Below are 17,402 nucleotides of genomic sequence, written 5' to 3' on the forward strand. Positions count from 1 at the left end.
TGACGTGAGATGAAGAGCGCCGCTGCGTCGCCGGTCGTCAACGCCCTGTCGTTCGACATCGAAGATTGGTTCCACATGGTCGGGATCGACGCGGTCGATAAGCCCGAGCTGTGGCCGACGTTTCCGTCGCTGGTCGAACGCTACACCGATCAAATTTTGCAGACGCTCGCCGATGCCAATGTGCGGGCGACGTTTTTCACGTTGGGATGGATTGCCGATCGGCACCCGGCGCTCGTGCGGCGGATTGCTGATGCGGGGCATGAGCTGGGCACCCACTCGTACTGGCACCGGCAATGCTTCACGCTGACGCCGGAAGAACTGCGCGAAGATTTGCGGCGCTCGATCGATGCGATCGAAAATGCGGGCGGGCAGAAACTGCTCGGGTTTCGCGCGCCGACGTTTTCGATCATCCCGGGGAGCGAGTGGGTCTTCGACGTGCTGCTCGACCTGGGGCTAAAGTACGACGCCAGCCTGTTCCCGGGCGTGCATGGCGGCGGCGGGTATCCCTGCCCGATGGAGCGGCACGACTTTACCGGCGCCCCGTCGGGTCGACCGATGCCGGAACTGCCGATGAGCATGATGACGCTGCTGGGGCGGCGGATCGCATTTTCCGGCGGAGGGTATTTGCGGCTGCTGCCGCCTTGGTTGATCCGTCGCGGGTTCGACCAGCTTAACGCTCAGGGCATCCCGGCGGTGGCTTACCTCCATCCGCGCGACTTCGCGGCGGATTGCCCGCGGGTGCCGATGCCGCCGCACCGGAAGTTCAAGTGCTACGTCGGGCTCGGATCCACTGCGGCGAAGTTTAAGATGCTGCTCGAGCGCTATCGGTTTACCACCTGCGCCGAGGTGGCGGGCATTGTCCAGTGAGCGCGTCGTTCATCCGGTCTTAACGATTATGCCGGAGAAACTAGTTTTCTCGGCCTGTCGGCGGATGGCCCGGCGGCGCTGCTTCGCCAATCCATTTACCTTCCCCAGGGAGGCAACTAGACTCAAGGCTCACGGGGATATAATCCCTAGCGGAGACGCTAGTTACGTCCGTTCCACACGGCCTTTTCACGAAGTCGGAAGTTTAACGACATGAGCAAGAAGAAAGTCCTCGTCGCCGGCGGCGGCGGTTTCATTGGCGGTCACCTGACGGCGCGTTTGCTGAAAGATGGCTTCGACGTGCGCTGCGTCGACGTGAAGCCGATGGACGAGTGGTACCAGGTGTTCGACGAAGCCGAGAACGTGGTGGCCGATCTGAAGGATCGCCACGCGTGCGACGTTGCCTGTCACGGGGTTGACGACGTCTACAACCTCGCCGCCGACATGGGCGGGATGGGGTTCATCGAAAATAACAAGGCGCTCTGCATGCTGTCGGTGTTGATCAACACCCACCTGCTGCAGGCCGCGCAGAAGGAAGGCGTGAAGCGCTTCTTCTACGCGAGCAGCGCGTGCGTGTACAACGCCGAGAAGCAGGTCAACGAAGACGTTATTCCGCTCAAGGAAGAAGACGCCTACCCCGCGATGCCGGAAGACGGCTACGGCTGGGAGAAGTTGTTCTCCGAGCGGATGTGCCGCCACTTCCGCGAAGATTACGGTCTGCGGACGCGGGTCGCCCGGTTCCACAATGTGTACGGCCCGTACGGCACCTGGGAAGGTGGCCGCGAGAAGGCTCCGGCTGCTGTCTGCCGCAAGGTGATTCACGCGAAGGAAACCGGAGCGACCGAGATCGAAATCTGGGGCGACGGCAAGCAGACTCGCAGCTTCATGTACATCGACGATTGCGTGAAGGGGATCCTGGCCATCATGGACAGCGACATCCTCGAACCAATCAATCTCGGCTCGGACGAGATCGTGACGATTAACGGTCTGAGCGATTTGGTCGAAGACATCGCCGGCGTGAAGCTGAAGCGGACCCACAACCTGAGCGCCCCCAAGGGCGTGAACGGCCGCAACAGCGACAACACGAAGATCATGCAGTATTTGGGCTGGGCCCCGGGCATTAAGCTGCGTGAAGGGATGGCGAAGACTTACGATTGGATTCTGGGCGAATACCAGGCAAAGTACGCCGCGACGGCCTCGAAGTAACGGCCGACGCGAAAGATTGAGCAGCTACCAGGGAGGCGGCGAATTTGCCGCCTCCCTTTTTTTGTTTTTGACTTTCTAGCCCCGGGCTCCGCCCGGGGGTGGCGTCACGCGGGACGACGCGTCGCGGAATGGTGAGCGACCCCCGGGCGGAGCCCGGGGCTGGGGATACTGGCACGTTTTGAAATTGGTTGGCGGAACAATGGCTCATCGCATTGCGGTTCTCATCGGCACGCGGCCTGAAGCGATCAAAATGGCCCCCGTCATTGCGGCGTTGCGCGACGAGCCGTTGCTGGAGCCATACGTCATCAACGCCGGCCAGCATCGCGAGATGATCGCGCAAGTGGTGGAGCTGTTCGGCATCAAAGTCGACGCCGATCTCGCGGCGATGGAGCCGAGCCAAACGCTCGCTGGGCTGACCTCTCGATTGGTCGATCGAATCGATCAAGCCCTCGCCGCCGCGCAGCCGGAAATGGTGCTCGTCCAGGGCGACACGACGACGGTGCTGTGTGCGGCGCTCGCGAGTTTCTACCGCCGGATTCCGATCGGGCATGTCGAAGCGGGACTGCGAACGGGGACGATCGATTCGCCGTTTCCGGAAGAGGCCAACCGGCGGCTGACGAGCCCGCTTGTGGCGCTCCATTTCGCCCCGACGGAGACCTCGCGGCAGGCGCTGTTGGCGGAGCGGATTTCCGACGACTCAATCTTCGTCACCGGCAACACGGTAATCGATGCACTGCTGGCGGAAGTTCGCCGGCAGCAAGATGCAGGCGTGCGGGGAGCGCTCCACAGCCAGTTTGAAGAAGTGATTGGCGACGATTGGAACGAACGGCCGTTTATCCTGGTGACCGGGCACCGGCGGGAGAACTTTGGTTCAGGTTTCGAGTCGATCTGCGCGGCCCTCGCCGAACTGGCAACACGGCGGCCCGATGTGCTGATCGTCTACCCCGTGCATCTCAATCCGCAGGTGAAAGAGGTGGTTCACGCGCGACTAGGGAATCTGCCGAATGTGCGGCTGATTCCGCCACAGCCATACGCCCAGTTCGTCGCCCTGGCGACGGCGTGCCGGCTGCTCCTTACCGACTCGGGCGGCGTTCAGGAGGAGGCCCCGTCGCTCGGCAAGCCGGTGCTGGTGATGCGGGAGTCGACCGAGCGGCCCGAGGGGGTGGCGGCGGGGGCGGTGCGTCTGGTGGGTCCCCACGCTGACCGGATCGTGGCTGAGACGCTACGGCTGCTCGACGACGAGGCGGCCTACGCGGCGATGGCCCGCGTGGCGAATCCCTACGGCGACGGGGAGGCCGCGGGGCGGATTGTCGCGGCGATTCGCCAGCACTTTTCGGCTGCCGCCAAGTGACCGCGGGCGGGCGTGCCAGCGGCTGTTCGCCCGGCTCTCCCAACCGTTACAACCGGGTCGCCGCGGGCGTTGTAAGATCGCAACATCGCGGGCCGAGATGTTCCATTCATTTGACATGTCGGCGGCGATTGGTAACGATGACAACAGGGTCGAACGCGAGAACATCTTAGCCGGGCGAATGATCGCAACGTCTTATCTGGCCGGCAATTGCGAAGCCGCAAGTCGCCAATCGGCCAGGGCCCAAAGACGCCGCAAGCGGTCCGCCTGCCAGGCTTGGTCCGCCGATTGCTTCGACGGCCTCTTCGCGTTGTGGACAGCGAGCGAAGGCCGCCATGGCCGCATCGCCAGCTGCCTGCACGACTGCTACGACCCGACGCCGTTGATGTGCAACTAGAGGAGCCCGTACCGGATGCAGTACGTACTAACCATGAGCTGCATTGCTGCGATCGTTAGCTACCCGCTGACGCATTTCGTGGCGTCGTTGGCTCAGCGGTGGGGCTTCGTCGACCGGCCGGACGGGCATCACAAAAGCCACAAGCAGGCAGTCTCGCTCGGCGGTGGTTTCGCCGTCTTCCTGGCTGCCGTGGTGACGTTCGCGGTCGAGTTTTTCTCATCGCAGGATCTTCAAGCGTCGCTTCATACCAAGGCGCCTTTTCTTTCGGGGTTGCTGCTGGCATGCGGTTGGATCGTATTGCTGGGCCTCTACGACGATCGCTTCGGCATGAAGGGTCGGTACAAGCTGGTCGGACAGATTGTCGCCGCGCTGATCGTCATTGGATCAGGGCTGGAAATCAAATCGTTTTCGCTGTTCGGCGAACGTATTGACTTGGGGTACCTCTCCATTCCGTTTACGCTCTTCTGGTTGGTCGGCGCCATCAACTCGCTGAATCTGCTCGATGGCATCGACGGCTTGGCGACGACAATCGGCATCATCCTCTGCTCGGCGATCACGGTGATGGCGCTCTACTTCGAGCAAACGGCCGTCGCGGTCGTGGCGGCCGTCTTCGCGGGCTCGCTGCTGGGATTCCTGCGCTTTAACTTTCCCCCAGCGAGCATCTTTCTCGGCGACGCCGGGAGCATGCTGATCGGGCTCGTCGTCGGTTCGCTGGCAATTGGCGCTTCGCTGAAGGGCCCAGCTACCGTTGCGATGGCGGCTCCGCTGGCGATTTGGTCGTTGCCGATGTTCGATTCGTTCGTCGCGATTCTGCGACGGAAGCTGACGGGCCGCAGCATCTACGCCACCGACCGCGGCCATTTGCACCATCGGCTGATGGCCCGCTTCGGCAAGAACACCCGCGTGTTGGCGGTGGTCGCCGTCTGCTGTGCGGTGACGTGCGGGGGCGCGTTGCTCAGTATGTTCATGAAGAGCGACCTGCTGGCGATCGGGTCGGTGCTGCTCGTAATTTGCATTCTGGTGGCGACGCAGATTTTCGGCCATGTTGAATTCATGATGCTCGCCAACCGCGTGAAGTCGGTCGGCATGTCTTTCATCAAGCCTTCCAACGGCAGCGGCGCCTGGCACTCGTCGGTGCGACTGCAGGGGACGCGCGAGTGGGACATGCTGTGGCAGTCGCTGATTGAATATGCCGAGAAATCGCATCTTGTCGAAGTTCGCATCGACCTCAACTTGGCGTCCATTCAAGAGGCGTATCACGCCTCGTGGAAGCGACGCAGCAGTTGCGAGCGGCGGGAGCAATGGCGAACCGAAGTGCCGTTGTTCGTCAATCAGCACGTTGTCGGCCGGATTTCGATCTGCGGCGAACGGACCGACGGAGCGCTGGTCTGCGACGTGATCGGCCGCGTGATGGACATGCTTGAGACGGTGGAAGTGGAAATCGCTTCACTGGCGTCGACGCAGTCTCTGCCTCCCCAAATCGCTCCTGTTCCCGCCGCGGAAATCGAAGAGGTTTCGTCGACGCCGGTCGGTTCTTGAGCGTTTTCCCGGCTGTCGGGCGTTCTTGCTCCGCGGCCGCCTAATTAGCATTCCCACCCCTGGCTGGTATAGTAACTTTTCGCCGCTTTGGCGTTTGTTGCCGCGTCGCCCTCCCCCTCGCGACTGCCGAACCAATCCTTTTTCGACGCTCCATGGCAGTCGATTCGCCATCTCAGACGAGCGTCGACGACGCTCCCTCCGCTGACGCCCCTGCAGGCGCGCAGCCAGGGCTGGGGCGCGCGGTGGGGCATGGGTTCTCCTGGCTGTCGTTAAGCTTCATCGCCGGCAAAGTATTGAGCTTTGTGGCGCAGATCGCGCTCGGCGCGTTGTTGTCGAAGGCGGACTTCGGCGTGTTTGCGATTGCGAGTTCGGTCGCCACGTTCGCGAAAGTCTTTCACGACGGCGGGCTGGCGCAACTGCTGGTGCAGCGCGGGTCGGATCAGTTCCGGTTTCTGGCGGGCCCCGGGTTTTGGATTGGAATCTGCTTCAGCACGGCGGCGGGTGCGGTGCTCGCGGCCGTCGCGCCATTGGCTGCTCATCTGTACGGCGATCCCAAGCTGACGTCGATGCTGTGGGTGATCGCGCTGTCGTTGCCGCTCGGAGCGCCGGCGCTGGTAACGCGCGCCAAGTTACGCATCGATTTGCGTTTCCGCGCGTTGACGATTATTTCGGTTATTTCAGTCGCTATTCGCCACTTGGGAGCGATCTTCCTAGCCTTCCAAGGCTATGGCGCGCTAAGTTTCGTCCTGCCGCTATTGGGCGTCGCTATTTTCGAAGACGTCGCCATGTTCGTCGCGACGCGCGAGAAGCTGTGGAACGAATCGCCAAACGTGCGGGCCTGGCCGGAGCTGCTGCGCAGTTCGATTTGGGTTGTGGCGACGATGTTCTTTTCCGGGTTCTTGCTCTTCGGCGACTACCTGGTGCTGGGACTCTATCTCGACAAGAGCGTCGTCGGCCAGTACTTCTTCGGTTACCAACTGACGACGCAGATCGCAGCGCTGATGTGGGTGAACCTGCAATACGTGCTCTTGCCGGTGTTGAGTCGATTGGCCAGCGACCCAGTGCGGCAGGCGGCGGCGTTCATTCGGACGATTCGCGTGCTGATGATCGTCATGTCGGCCATGAGTTTGGCTCTGGTCGTGGTGATTGAGCCGCTGGAGTTCATCGTCTGGAAGCAGAAGTGGGCGGCCGTCATCCCTCTGATGCAGATTTTCGCCATCGCGGCCCCGCTGCGGGCGCTGTCAATCGTGCTGCACGCCGTGCTGATGTCGCGCGGGCAGTTTCGCCTCAGCGCCATGCTGACGTTGATGGAGGGATCCACGCTGGTGATTGCCGCGTGGCTGGCGGTGAAACTATACGGCTCGAATCTGACCGGCCTGGCGGCGGTAATTGGCTCGGCCCAGGTGCTATTCGGCATCGTCATGGGCGCCGTGTTGGTGCGGGCGTGGGGCGTCAGCATCCGTGTTTTCCTGCAGGCGCTCCTGCCAGGGTGGGCGCTGGCGACGGCGTGCGCCGGAGCGACGCTGCTGGTCTGCTCGGTCGCCGGCTATCACGAGTACCGCGTCGCGTCGCTCATCATCAACACGGCGCTGTTCGGGGCGTTGTACGTCGTTTCGCTGCGATGTTTTCGGGCTGCGGATTTGATCGAGTTTCTCGCGGTGGCTCCCCGCTCGCTGGCGGAGCCGGCCCGCCGCGCCTTGTTGCTTGCCCCTCGACTGCCTGCCGACGCGAGTTCGTGATACCAGTTGGAACATTCAATGCTCAAGCGACTCAAACGCATTCAATCGATTCTCGCAGCGCTCGGCGTCGCGACCGGGCTGCGCTATCTGGCGTTGGTGTATGTTTGGAGGCCCTTGCGCAATCGATTCGACAGTCCGGGGCTGTACACGCTCCGCACGAAGAACGCCGCGTTTCCATTGCAAGCGCGGTCGCATAGCAGCGACTTGCAGGTCTTTCATCAGATTTTCGTGGCGCTGGAGTACGAGTGCCTCGCCCACCTGCAAAACATCGACCTCGTCGTCGATTGCGGAGGGAACGTCGGTTACTCCGCCGCGTATTTCCTCACTAAGTTCCCGAAGTGCCGGCTGATTACCGTCGAGCCTGATCCCGACAACTTCGAGATGTTACGGAAGAATCTCGCCCCGTACGGCGATCGCGTCGTGATGCATCGCGCCGGAATTTGGTCGCACTCGACGGGGCTCGTGATTAGCGAAGTCCCTTATCGCGACGGTCAGCAGTGGACGCGGCAAGTCAGGGAATGCCGGCCGGGCGAGGAGCCGCAGTTTCACGCGCTCGACGTCGGCAGCTTGTTGCAGCAATCGGGCGAGCCGCGGATCTCGCTCTTGAAGATGGATATCGAAGGCGCCGAGGTGGTCGTGTTCACCGACGACCGCTATCGCGAGTGGCTGCCGAAAGTCGACGCGATGGCGGTGGAACTCCATGACGATTCGCAGTTTGGCCGAGCGAGCGATGTCTTTTTCCCGGCAATTGCTTCGGAAGGCTTCGAGCTTTCGACCAGCCGAGAGTTAACGATTTGCCTGCGAAAGCAGGCGTGATTTGCGGATCGCTCTGATGAGTTGTACTAATTGCCGGCGCTGGTCGGCGGGATGGCGGCCTCTTCCAAGCTGAGCGGACCGCCGCGGCGGAGCCGTTCAAACAGCGCGAGCGTCGATCGCCGCACCGGGTTGCGTTGCTTCAGTCGGGGCAATGCATGGGCGTATCCCGCGAGCATTCCTTGCAACGGCGCCAACGATGCGCGTCTGAAACAGAGCCGCAGGGCGTTGAAGTTCTTCACGGCGAGGTGCAGCAGCATTTCCGGCATCGGGTAACCGTAAAGAATGCCGATGACCCAGTTGCGGCTCGCATACTTCATGATGCGCGTGCGCACGCGTTTCGGCGATTCATGATGCAGAATCGGTTCCGACGTACCGCGCCGGACGACGTAGCCCTGGTCGAGCATCCGCAGGCAGAGATCGCTTTCTTCGCCTTGGTGGCGAAACTCTTCGCGAAATCGGCCGACTTGAGAAAAGACGTCTTTGCGAATGGCGTACGCGGTGCCAATGAACGAAGCGATCAGCCAGGTCGATTCGGCGTCGGGCCCCGCTTGCCGGATGGCGGGCGAGACTTTGACGTCGATGAACGGGATGGCGACGGCGCCAATCCGTGGATCGTTGAAGTTCTGTAGCGTCTGGCTAATGACGTCGGTGGTTGAAAACTCTGCGTCGTCGTCGATCGAGATGAGAATCGGCGAAGTCGCGAGATCGGCGGCTCGGTTGCGATTCACGATGTAGCCGACGTTTTGCTCGGCGCAAATGTAGCGTGCGGCCGGGAACTCCGTTTGCACCATCTCGCCCGTGCCGTCGGTCGAGCAGTCGTCGAGCACCAGCACTTCGATATCGCCGTATTGTTGCAACGCCGAGGCGACGGCGCGACGCAGATCGTCCTTGCGGTTGTACGTGGCAATTACAATCGTTGCGTCTGGCATAAAGCGTTCACGTGGGCGACGGAAGCGATCGAGCAACGGCGTGCAGGGCGATCGCGTTTGCCCCAGGCGGGGTGGGGTAATAGACTGAAAACGCCGGCGAATCCGCTCGGTGCAGGGCGATAAGTGCTCCGAATCGTCGGAGAACTTTTCGTTGCCGAATCGCGAATCAGCGGCTCAAGTATACTCTACTCGACGCCCCGCATGCGGCGCTTGGATTCCGCGCTGGCGGGGCGCCCGCGAGTTCGCCGCTCGGCCGTCGCCGAGCGGCTATTTCGAAATATCGTTGAACGCCTCTGATGGCAGGCAGATTGTACGAGCATCCAGCAGCATGACGCCGAAGCTAGCCATCATCGCCAACGCCCCTTCCCCGTATCGCATTCATCAGCACCTGCGGATTGCTGAGGAAATGGCGGGCGAGGTGGAACTGTGGTCGTTGTTTCTGCACGAACACAACTGGCAGCCTTGGAGCCACGCGCTCCCCGAGGCAATTCGGCCGGTCGTTTTTGGGCCAGGCGAAACCGTGGGGCGCAAAACGAGCCTGCGCGCCATCGCGAACGATTGGCGCCGAGCAGACAAGATTACCGGCTGGCTCAAAGAGCATCAGATTGATGCGGTGGTGACGGCCGGGTACCACAGCCCGGCACTGGCTCGCATCATTATGTGGTGCCGTCGCCATGGCGTGCCGAACTACCTGTTCGGCGACTCAAACGTTTACGGCGACGGAGTCACCGGTTGGCGACGCTGGGTCAAGCAACGTTACGTCGGTTGGGTCGTCCGAAACGTCGACGGGTTGCTGCCGTGCGGTGAGTACGGGCGGCGCTTCTTCGCACGCTACGGGGGAGATCAGAAGCCGCACTTCTTCATGCCCCACGAGCCCGACTATCGCCGCATTTTTGAAGTCTCTGCCGACGATCGCCGTCGCGTTGAAGAGAAGTTCAACTTGCCGGCGGGGAGAAGGCGGATCGTCTATTCAGGACGGCTGGCGCCAGTGAAACGCGTCGATACGCTGATCGACGCATTCGCGCGCATCGCCGGCCAGCGTCCGGCATGGGATTTACTCGTGGTGGGAGGCGGGCCGCTGGAGGCGGAACTCAAAGCGCGTGTGCCGAGCGAGTTGCAAGATCGGGTCGCGTGGACCGGCTTCATCGACGACCCGCACGAGTTGGCGGCGCTCTACCGCTGCGGCGAGGCTTTCGTCTTGCCCAGCAACTACGAACCGTGGGCCGTCGTTGTGTGCGAAGCAGCGGCGGCGGGGTTGGCGATCATGGCCAGCCGCGTCGTCGGCGCCGCCGGCGAGCTGTGCCGCGACGGCGTCAACGGCCGGACGTTTGCGCCGGGGAACGTCGATGAACTGGCGGGGGCCTTGCTGGAAGTCACTGGCGACGACGAACTTCTGGCGACCTATCGGAAAGCGTCGTTGCGGATCCTCGACGAATGGCGTCGCCGCGGCGATCCTGTGCAAGGCGTGCGGCTGGCGCTCGCGCATGCCGGATTGCTCCCGCCGCCGCCACCTGTGGAACCCGAACCCCCGACGCCGCTAGAGTTTGCGATCGCGTCCCCGACGTCGACGTGAGATGCCTTTCAAACTGCCGACGGCAGTTTGGAGAGAGTCGCTGAGAATACCGCCTGCCCTATGAAGTTACCCGACATCTTGATCATCGGCGCTATGAAGGCTGGGACGACCAGTCTGTACATGGACCTTGCGCAGCACCCGCACGTTTTCTTTCAAGCTGACAAAGAGCCTCACTCGCTCTGCAGCGACGACGTGTTAACGCCAGACGGCTTGCAGCGGTACGCCGCGCTGTACGCGAAAGCAGAGCCCGGGCAACGCTGTTGCGACGCTTCAACCGGGTACACGAAGCTGCCGGATTTTGCTGGCGTCCCTGCTCGCGCGACTCAGCTGCTGCCCGCCGGCTTCCAGGCCATCTACTTGGTGCGGCATCCGATCGACCGGATCGTGAGCCACCATCACCACGAGTATTTCGCGGGGCAGGCAGGACCGTCGATCGACGACGAGATTCGCACTCAACCTCGTTACATTCAGTACAGTCGCTACTACGACCAACTGACGCCATGGGTCGATGCAATCGGCAGAGACCGTATCCTGGTCGTGCGATTCGAGGATTATGTCGAACGTCGGCCCGAGACGATGGAGCGGATCTGCCAATTCCTGGGGCTGAACGCTGCGGAGTTCGTCGATCGAGAAGCCGTGGCGTATAATAAGAGCCAGGGCAAACCTGTGCTGTCTAGCGTGTGGCGGCAGGCGCGTGAGAGCGGTTTTTACCGCAGAATCGTGCGTCCGCTGATGCCTTCCGGCATGCGACAGGCGGTGCGCGGGTTGCTGTTGCCGAAGGCTAAGCAAGAATTGCCGAAGCTCAGTGCGGAGGGGAGAGAGTTCTTGCGTCAGCAACTCGCGGAAGACGTCGGGGCCCTAAGCCGCTATCTGAATCTCAGCGAACCGCTGTGGGACGGATACTGAGCAGCAGCTTGTTCGGTTGTAGAGATGGTTTGATTGCGGCGCTGAGTTCGGACGTCGCCGGGCACGAGAATCTGTCGTCGGCATCAAGACTATGGATCGCATCACACGCCATCTCGAAAACCTGTCGATCGCGCACCTGATGTTGGCGCTGGTCGCGATGGGCATTGCCGCCATTCTGATGCCGAAGAAGTACGGCATGGAGGCGTCGCTGATCATTGCGGCTGCGTGGCTGAACCTCAATCGCTTCACGAACCTGGGACCGATCGCTTCGATTTCGAAGGCGACGTACTGGATGCCAGTGATCGCCATCATGTGGTTCGCCTACACGCGTCCCGGGAATCGCAATACGGTCCCTAGCGTCGCATGGATCTACCTTATTGCGCCGATTATCGGCTGCATTTGCATTGCCACGACAGGCGACCGAATTATCGGCTTCGTTCAATTCGCCAACATGTTCCTGTTGGCGTTGACGGCGATCTTGGTTTACAGGGTGGTCGATTCGGAAGAGTCGTTCATTCGGGTGGTCGGCAGCATTTTCGTCGGACTGATGGTTCCGTTGGGGATTTCGGTCCTCGCGCTGGTGTTCTTTCGCGCTCAGTCCTTTATCCCGGGCATCGGGCGGTTTGCTCCGTTCGGAATCAACGCGAATCAACTCGTGCCGATTTTAGCTACGGTGATGGCGCTCGCAGGCTGCGGGTTGATTGGTTTTAAGGCGAAGGCATATCGAATTGTGTGCATGGCGGTGATTGGAGCGGGAGCGACGCTGTTAATCGCCACCGCGAGCCGACAAGGCATTATCGTGGCGGCAGTTTCGATGCTCCCTGCAGCGTTTTGGGCCGCCAAGCGGCCGCTGTTGTTAGGGATCATGGCAGTGGTCACGGTTGGCGTCGGCGTCTGGCTCTTCCGCTTTACGGAAGGCGCCGCATCGACGGATCGGCTAACGGAGGCGACGACTTCCGGCCGCTACGATAACTCCTTCGTTTACGCGAGCATGATCGCGAAGCGTCCGATTGGCGGATTGCTCGGAACCAAAGGGATGTCGGTGGTCGTCGGCCAAGAAGCCGACAAAATTCCGCACAATTCCTACGTCGGCGTGGCCTACCTAGGCGGGTTGCTGCTTGCAGCGCCGCTGGCGTACGCGATCTTCAAAACGCTGACTTCGATGTACTACGTCTTGTGGCGGCGGAGCCAGGTGAATTTGCAGCCCGCGGTGTTGTGGACCGCGGCGTCGATTCTGGGGGCCATCTACCTCCATGGACTCGTCAACGACATGATTTTCTGGTCGGTTTCGACCTGGACGTTCCTGCACTACTTCTTGTCGTGCTTCTTCATCGGTTTGGCCAACCAATTGCGAGAGAACCGCTACTCGTTCGCAGCGCAGCAGCAATTGCGGTACGCGTAACTAACTCACCCGGTCTACGCTCGTCGTGCCATGCCGTTTAGCTGCGTTCATTTCATCCGCGAGATTCGCTCCGAACTAGGCGGCGTCGTTACGGCCGTGCTGGATCTTAGCCAAGCAATGGCGACGCGCGGGCATCGGGTTTCGATCGTGACCTGCGACGCGCAAGACGTGCCGCAGGAGTGGCGCGGCGCCGGCAATTGGCCGACGGTCATTGAGGTTCCGCACTCGCGGATTAGCCGGCAGTTCCTCAGCCGAGCTGCTCGCGCCAGCTTCGGAGCGCTGCTGCCGACCGCCGACGTGGTCCACCTGCACACGCCGTGGGAGCTGGCGAACTTCCAACTGGCGCCGCTGATCAAACGCAGCCGCACGCCCTACGTCGTGACGCCGCATGGGATGCTCGACCACTATTCGATGAGTAAGAAGGCGGCGAAGAAGCACGCGTTTCTAGCGCTCGGCGGGCGGTCGCTGTTCCGGACGGCGACGACGGTGCACTTCACCGCCCAGGCCGAAATGGATCAGGCGCTGAAGTACGTGCCGGTCACAGGAAACACGGCGGTGATCAGCTGTTTGCTCGATCTGTCGGCCTATAGCGAATTGCCGGGGCCTGAGCCGGCACTGCGGGCGTTTCCGCAGATTCAGGCCGACAAGTTCAAGATTCTGTTCCTCAGTCGCGTTCATCCGAAGAAGGGCGTCGATCTGCTGATTCAGGCGGTCGCAGAGTTGCGGCGCCGCGGGCGGCAGGCAGTGCAGGCGCTCATCGCGGGACCGGGCGACGAGGCTTACGTTGCGGAATTGAAGCGGCTCGCCGCGTCGTTGGGAGTGCAGGACGCGGTCGAGTTTCTCGGTATGGTTCGCGGCGTCGAGAAGCGTTCGCTGTACCAGGCGGCCGACGTGTTCGTGCTGCCGACGCATCAGGAAAACTTCGGCCTCGTGCTGGCGGAGGCGATGGCGTGCGGCACGCCGGTCGTGACGACGCGCGGCGCCGACATTTGGCAAGAACTCCAAACGGGCGGCGCCGAGATCGTCGACGCCGCTCCGGCGAGCATTGCTGACGGGATCGAGCGGTTTGCCGCCGACCTGCCGCGTTCGCGCGAGATTGGGCTGCAGGGGCGAGCGTTCGTGAACGAGTGGCTCGATCGCGATCGCGTCGCCGCGGCGTACGAAGCCATGTACCAGGAGGCGATCGAACGATGAGCGACCAGTCCTGGATTGATCTGGCCAGTTACGACAACTCCGACTTCGATCCAGGTCGGGGCCGCGCAATGCGCACGCTGTGGTATTTCGTCAGCGTGGCGTTGTTCGAAGGGGGCTGGTTTCCGGTCAGCGGCTTGAAGGTGCGATTGCTGCGGATGTTCGGCGCGTGTATTGGCCACGGCGTGGTCATCAAACCGCATGTTCGCATCAAATTTCCGTGGAGGCTCACCATCGGCGACCATTGCTGGATCGGCCAGGAGTCGTGGATCGACAACATGGTTGACGTGGAAGTCGGCGACAACGTTTGCATTTCGCAGCTCGTCTACCTTTGCACGGGGAGCCACGATCATCGGCGGCGCACTTTTGATTTGCTGCCTTCGCCGATCCGCATCGGAAATGGGGCCTGGGTGGGCGCCCGGGCGACGCTCATGCCGGGCGTCAACGTCGGGCCGAACGCCTTGGTTGCGGGGGGCAGCATCGTGGTGAAAGACGTGCCGGCGGGCGTCATCGTCGGGGGAAATCCGGCCCGGGAAATTGGCCGTCGCGAGCCTCCCGCCTCGTGATTCCACGGGTTATCCGCAATCTGCCGGGGCAAATCACCGCAAAACCGCGGGCAAATCGAGGCGCCGGCGGGAAGTTGCTTAACTCTGCCGTGACCGCTGTTTAGACTCGATTCATATGATTGATCGCAACGTACCCATTTTCGTTACGGGCCATCGCGGGATGGTCGGCTCGGCGCTCGTCCGCCGGCTGTCGGCCGCGGGCTTCACCGACATTCTCACCGCGACGCGGAGCGAGCTCGACCTGCGTGAGCAAGCCGCCGTCGATGCGTGGTTCGACGCCCATCGCCCGGCGTACGTCATTCACGCGGCCGGCACCGTTGGCGGCATTCAAGCGAACTCGACGCGGCCCGCTGAGTTCCTGTACGACAACCTGATGATCCACGCCACGGTGCTGCAGGCAGCCTACCGCACAGGCGTGGAAAAGCTGCTGTATCTCGGCAGCTCGTGCATCTACCCGCGCGATTGCCCGCAGCCGATCAAGGAGGAGTATCTCCTCACAGGCCCGCTCGAAAAAACGAACGAAGCCTATGCCGTCGCGAAGATCGCCGGCCTCAAGTCGTGCGAAGCATATCGCAAGCAGTATGGCTGCCGGTTCATCTCGGCGATGCCGACGAACTTGTACGGGCCGAACGACAATTTTGATCTCACCAGCTCGCATGTCGTGCCGGCGCTGATTCGCAAGTTCCATGAAGCGAAGGTCAGCGGCGCCTCGCACGTGCCGGTGTGGGGCTCGGGGCGGCCGAAGCGAGAATTTCTCCACGTCGACGATCTGGCCGACGCCTGCTTGTTCTTGATGGACGAGTACGAGGGCGACGGGACAATCAACGTCGGCTCGGGCGAAGATCTGACAATTGCCGAGCTCGCCGGCCTGATTCGCGACGCGGTTTGCCCTGGCGTCGAAATCAGGTTTGACGCTAGCATGCCCGACGGGACGCCGAGAAAGTTGCTCGACGTGTCGAAGCTTCACGCCCTCGGTTGGCGCCATCGGACCCCGCTGAACGAGGGGTTGGCGTCTGCCTACAAGTGGTACTGCTCCCGCTTGCCGGTCGCCGCCGCTGGTTGATCCGGTCCCGCCTAGCCTAACGCGGCGTCTCGCGCGTCGTTCTGAAGAATTGCCATGTCTGACTCGACCGCGTCGCGGAAAACTGCACTGATCACCGGCATCACCGGCCAAGACGGTTCGTACTTGGCTGAACTGCTGCTAGAAAAGGGCTACGACGTCTGGGGGATTATCCGCCGCAGCTCGTCGTTCAACACCGGCCGCATCGATCATCTTTATCGCGATCCGCACGAATCGGACGTCCGCTTGCGGCTCGTCTACGGCGATCTGAGCGATGCCTCGAGCATCAATCACATTCTCAAGCGGGTGCAGCCAGACGAGATTTACAACCTTGGCGCCCAGTCGCACGTGAAGGTGTCGTTCGACGTGCCGGAGTATACGGGCGACGTGACGGGCCTCGGCGTGACGCGGATTCTCGAGGCGATTCACGAGTTGGGGCTCAACTCGAAGTTCTACCAGGCGTCGTCGTCGGAACTGTACGGTAAGGTCGTCGAAACGCCGCAGACGGAAACGACGCCGTTCCATCCGCGCAGCCCGTACGCGGCGGCGAAGGCGTACGCGTTCTACATCGCACAGAACTACCGCGAGTCGTACGGCATGTTCGCGGTGAACGGCATTCTGTTCAATCACGAGTCGCCGCGGCGGGGCGAAACGTTCGTCACGCGCAAGATCACGCGCGCGGCGGCCCGCATCAAGCTCGGGCTGCAGCTGAAGCTGTACCTCGGCAACCTCGATGCGAAACGCGATTGGGGCTTCGCCGGCGACTACGTCGAAGCGATGTGGCTGATGTTGCAGGCTGAGATTCCGGACGACTATGTGATCGCGACGGGCGAGACGCACTCGGTGCGCGAGTTCTGCGAGGTTTCGTTTAGTCACATCGGGATGCCGATTCGCTGGGAAGGCGAGGGCGTTAACGAACGGGGCATTGGCCCCGACGGCAAGACGCTGATCGAAATCGATCCGCGCTACTTCCGCCCCGCCGAAGTCGATTTGCTGCTCGGCGACGCCGCGAAGGCGCGTCGCGATCTCAACTGGCAGCCGAAGGTGACCTTCGCGGGGCTGGCGAAGATGATGGTTGACGCTGATCTTAAGAACGAGACGGAAAATCCGCGGTAGGCCGCGGGGAAGTTGTTGTTTGGCTTCCAGCACGACTCGGCGGCCGTCAGTAGTCAGTTGTCCGTCGTCAGTTGCTGACGATGGCAACGTCTTTCGCAACTGACAACGGACCACGGACAACTGACAATTTCAAATTAATCATCCAATCGATCCGACACGACTTCTCCCGTCATCGGGTCGACGTGGATCTCGTGCTCGCCATCTTTCTGGTACGTTTCGATTTCCCAGTAGCGGCGTTCGAACGAGACGTCGTCGATGTCGTCGTAGCCAGCCTTCGCGAGCAGCTGCAGGATCTCAGAGAGTGGCTTCGCATCTTGCGGCGGGCGGGGCTCGGAATCGTCGCGATGTTCCGACAGGATTTCGCCTGTCTTCGGATCGACATGGAGTTCGTATGGAACATCGTCCTTGTAGACCTCGGCTTCCCAGACGCCGTCGTCCATCGACAGCTCGGTGAACGGGGCGTAGCCGGATTGTTCGAGTTGCCGCACGATCTTCACGATCGGTTGGACCTTTTCGGGCTTGGTCGCATCGCCGGGAGCGGCGGTGATGGCCGCCATCGGGGTGGCTGCCGCGGCGGTGGCCAGGACGAATGACTTCAAGAAACTCATCGCAATGCTCCTTATGAGTGGGCGTTTGAGCCGAGCGTTCTCGGATGTTTCTCTGGCTGGCTCGAACGTCGGGGTGATGATCGGACGCCGTGGCGTGGGGAACTCATTGGTTCCTTGCTTGAATCATCGCCCGATGCGGTGA

General features: G+C 61.8%; 16 protein-coding genes. 14 read left to right on the forward strand and 2 right to left on the reverse strand.

Features of this window, described 5'->3' with window-relative positions; all coding sequences use genetic code 11:
• Positions 1-9: 9 nt before the first annotated feature.
• The 7 genes from ACQY7R_RS25155 (at position 10) to ACQY7R_RS25185 (ending at position 7,909) form a co-directional block, all read left to right on the forward strand.
• On the forward strand, positions 10-867 hold the full coding sequence (locus ACQY7R_RS25155; RefSeq protein ID WP_428308300.1) for a polysaccharide deacetylase family protein: 858 nt from the start codon (positions 10-12) through the stop codon (positions 865-867).
• Positions 868-1,077: 210 nt separating this feature from the next.
• Positions 1,078-2,070, forward strand: a complete 993-nt coding sequence (locus ACQY7R_RS25160) for an NAD-dependent epimerase/dehydratase family protein (RefSeq protein ID WP_428308301.1) — start codon at positions 1,078-1,080, stop codon at positions 2,068-2,070.
• Between the two features lie 199 nt (positions 2,071-2,269).
• Complete coding sequence (gene wecB / locus ACQY7R_RS25165; RefSeq protein ID WP_428308302.1) at positions 2,270-3,421, forward strand: non-hydrolyzing UDP-N-acetylglucosamine 2-epimerase; 1,152 nt, start codon at positions 2,270-2,272, stop codon at positions 3,419-3,421.
• Between the two features lie 97 nt (positions 3,422-3,518).
• Positions 3,519-3,815: a hypothetical protein gene (locus ACQY7R_RS25170; protein ID WP_428308303.1), complete on the forward strand. Its 297-nt coding sequence runs from the start codon at positions 3,519-3,521 to the stop codon at positions 3,813-3,815.
• Between the two features lie 33 nt (positions 3,816-3,848).
• Positions 3,849-5,354, forward strand: a complete 1,506-nt coding sequence (locus tag ACQY7R_RS25175) for an MraY family glycosyltransferase (RefSeq protein WP_428308304.1) — start codon at positions 3,849-3,851, stop codon at positions 5,352-5,354.
• 152 nt (positions 5,355-5,506) lie between these two features.
• The gene (locus ACQY7R_RS25180) at positions 5,507-7,093 is read left to right on the forward strand and encodes an oligosaccharide flippase family protein (protein ID WP_428308305.1); all 1,587 of its coding nucleotides are present in this window, start codon (positions 5,507-5,509) and stop codon (positions 7,091-7,093) included.
• Positions 7,094-7,111: 18 nt separating this feature from the next.
• Positions 7,112-7,909, forward strand: a complete 798-nt coding sequence (locus ACQY7R_RS25185) for an FkbM family methyltransferase (protein WP_428308306.1) — start codon at positions 7,112-7,114, stop codon at positions 7,907-7,909.
• 26 nt (positions 7,910-7,935) lie between these two features.
• Here the strand turns inward: ACQY7R_RS25185 and ACQY7R_RS25190 are convergent, their stop codons facing one another.
• Positions 7,936-8,838: a glycosyltransferase family 2 protein gene (locus ACQY7R_RS25190; protein WP_428308307.1), complete on the reverse strand. Its 903-nt coding sequence runs from the start codon at positions 8,836-8,838 to the stop codon at positions 7,936-7,938.
• A gap of 328 nt (positions 8,839-9,166) precedes the next feature.
• Between ACQY7R_RS25190 and ACQY7R_RS25195 the strand changes: the two genes are divergently transcribed.
• From ACQY7R_RS25195 to gmd, 7 genes are all read left to right on the forward strand, one after another.
• Entirely contained in the window at positions 9,167-10,411 is a 1,245-nt protein-coding gene (locus ACQY7R_RS25195; protein ID WP_428308308.1) for a glycosyltransferase family 4 protein, read from the forward strand.
• 60 nt (positions 10,412-10,471) lie between these two features.
• Positions 10,472-11,317, forward strand: coding sequence for a sulfotransferase family protein (locus ACQY7R_RS25200; RefSeq protein WP_428308309.1), 846 nt, complete (start codon positions 10,472-10,474; stop codon positions 11,315-11,317).
• A 91-nt stretch (positions 11,318-11,408) separates the two neighbouring features.
• Positions 11,409-12,719, forward strand: coding sequence for a hypothetical protein (locus ACQY7R_RS25205; RefSeq protein WP_428308310.1), 1,311 nt, complete (start codon positions 11,409-11,411; stop codon positions 12,717-12,719).
• Positions 12,720-12,749: 30 nt separating this feature from the next.
• Positions 12,750-13,913, forward strand: a complete 1,164-nt coding sequence (locus ACQY7R_RS25210) for a glycosyltransferase (protein WP_428308311.1) — start codon at positions 12,750-12,752, stop codon at positions 13,911-13,913.
• A complete protein-coding gene (locus ACQY7R_RS25215; RefSeq protein WP_428308312.1) occupies positions 13,910-14,476 on the forward strand; it encodes a WcaF family extracellular polysaccharide biosynthesis acetyltransferase in 567 nt (188 codons plus the stop codon). Before ACQY7R_RS25210 ends, ACQY7R_RS25215 begins: the two co-directional genes overlap by 4 nt.
• Positions 14,477-14,591: 115 nt before the next feature.
• Positions 14,592-15,539 carry a GDP-L-fucose synthase family protein gene (locus ACQY7R_RS25220; RefSeq protein ID WP_428308313.1) on the forward strand — a complete coding sequence of 316 codons (948 nt, stop codon included), beginning with the start codon at positions 14,592-14,594 and terminating at the stop codon, positions 15,537-15,539.
• Positions 15,540-15,593: 54 nt separating this feature from the next.
• A complete protein-coding gene (gene gmd, locus ACQY7R_RS25225; protein WP_428308314.1) occupies positions 15,594-16,652 on the forward strand; it encodes a GDP-mannose 4,6-dehydratase in 1,059 nt (352 codons plus the stop codon).
• Positions 16,653-16,786: 134 nt separating this feature from the next.
• Here the strand turns inward: gmd and ACQY7R_RS25230 are convergent, their stop codons facing one another.
• A complete protein-coding gene (locus ACQY7R_RS25230) occupies positions 16,787-17,260 on the reverse strand; it encodes a PepSY domain-containing protein (RefSeq protein ID WP_428308315.1) in 474 nt (157 codons plus the stop codon).
• Positions 17,261-17,402 lie beyond the last annotated feature (142 nt).

The sequence above is a fragment of the Lacipirellula sp. genome (assembly GCF_965279485.1).
Classification (GTDB): domain Bacteria; phylum Planctomycetota; class Planctomycetia; order Pirellulales; family Lacipirellulaceae; genus Lacipirellula.

Coding starts and splice junctions, on each gene's coding strand:
- ACQY7R_RS25155 (WP_428308300.1), top strand. CDS start 10: ATGAAGAGCGCCGCTGCGTCGCCGGTCGTCAACGCCCTGTCGTTCGAC.
- ACQY7R_RS25190 (WP_428308307.1), bottom strand. CDS start 8,838: ATGCCAGACGCAACGATTGTAATTGCCACGTACAACCGCAAGGACGAT.
- ACQY7R_RS25175 (WP_428308304.1), top strand. CDS start 3,849: ATGAGCTGCATTGCTGCGATCGTTAGCTACCCGCTGACGCATTTCGTG.
- gmd (WP_428308314.1), top strand. CDS start 15,594: ATGTCTGACTCGACCGCGTCGCGGAAAACTGCACTGATCACCGGCATC.
- wecB (WP_428308302.1), top strand. CDS start 2,270: ATGGCTCATCGCATTGCGGTTCTCATCGGCACGCGGCCTGAAGCGATC.
- ACQY7R_RS25160 (WP_428308301.1), top strand. CDS start 1,078: ATGAGCAAGAAGAAAGTCCTCGTCGCCGGCGGCGGCGGTTTCATTGGC.
- ACQY7R_RS25185 (WP_428308306.1), top strand. CDS start 7,112: ATGCTCAAGCGACTCAAACGCATTCAATCGATTCTCGCAGCGCTCGGC.
- ACQY7R_RS25230 (WP_428308315.1), bottom strand. CDS start 17,260: ATGAGTTTCTTGAAGTCATTCGTCCTGGCCACCGCCGCGGCAGCCACC.
- ACQY7R_RS25195 (WP_428308308.1), top strand. CDS start 9,167: ATGACGCCGAAGCTAGCCATCATCGCCAACGCCCCTTCCCCGTATCGC.
- ACQY7R_RS25200 (WP_428308309.1), top strand. CDS start 10,472: ATGAAGTTACCCGACATCTTGATCATCGGCGCTATGAAGGCTGGGACG.
- ACQY7R_RS25210 (WP_428308311.1), top strand. CDS start 12,750: ATGCCGTTTAGCTGCGTTCATTTCATCCGCGAGATTCGCTCCGAACTA.
- ACQY7R_RS25170 (WP_428308303.1), top strand. CDS start 3,519: ATGTTCCATTCATTTGACATGTCGGCGGCGATTGGTAACGATGACAAC.
- ACQY7R_RS25205 (WP_428308310.1), top strand. CDS start 11,409: ATGGATCGCATCACACGCCATCTCGAAAACCTGTCGATCGCGCACCTG.
- ACQY7R_RS25180 (WP_428308305.1), top strand. CDS start 5,507: ATGGCAGTCGATTCGCCATCTCAGACGAGCGTCGACGACGCTCCCTCC.
- ACQY7R_RS25220 (WP_428308313.1), top strand. CDS start 14,592: ATGATTGATCGCAACGTACCCATTTTCGTTACGGGCCATCGCGGGATG.
- ACQY7R_RS25215 (WP_428308312.1), top strand. CDS start 13,910: ATGAGCGACCAGTCCTGGATTGATCTGGCCAGTTACGACAACTCCGAC.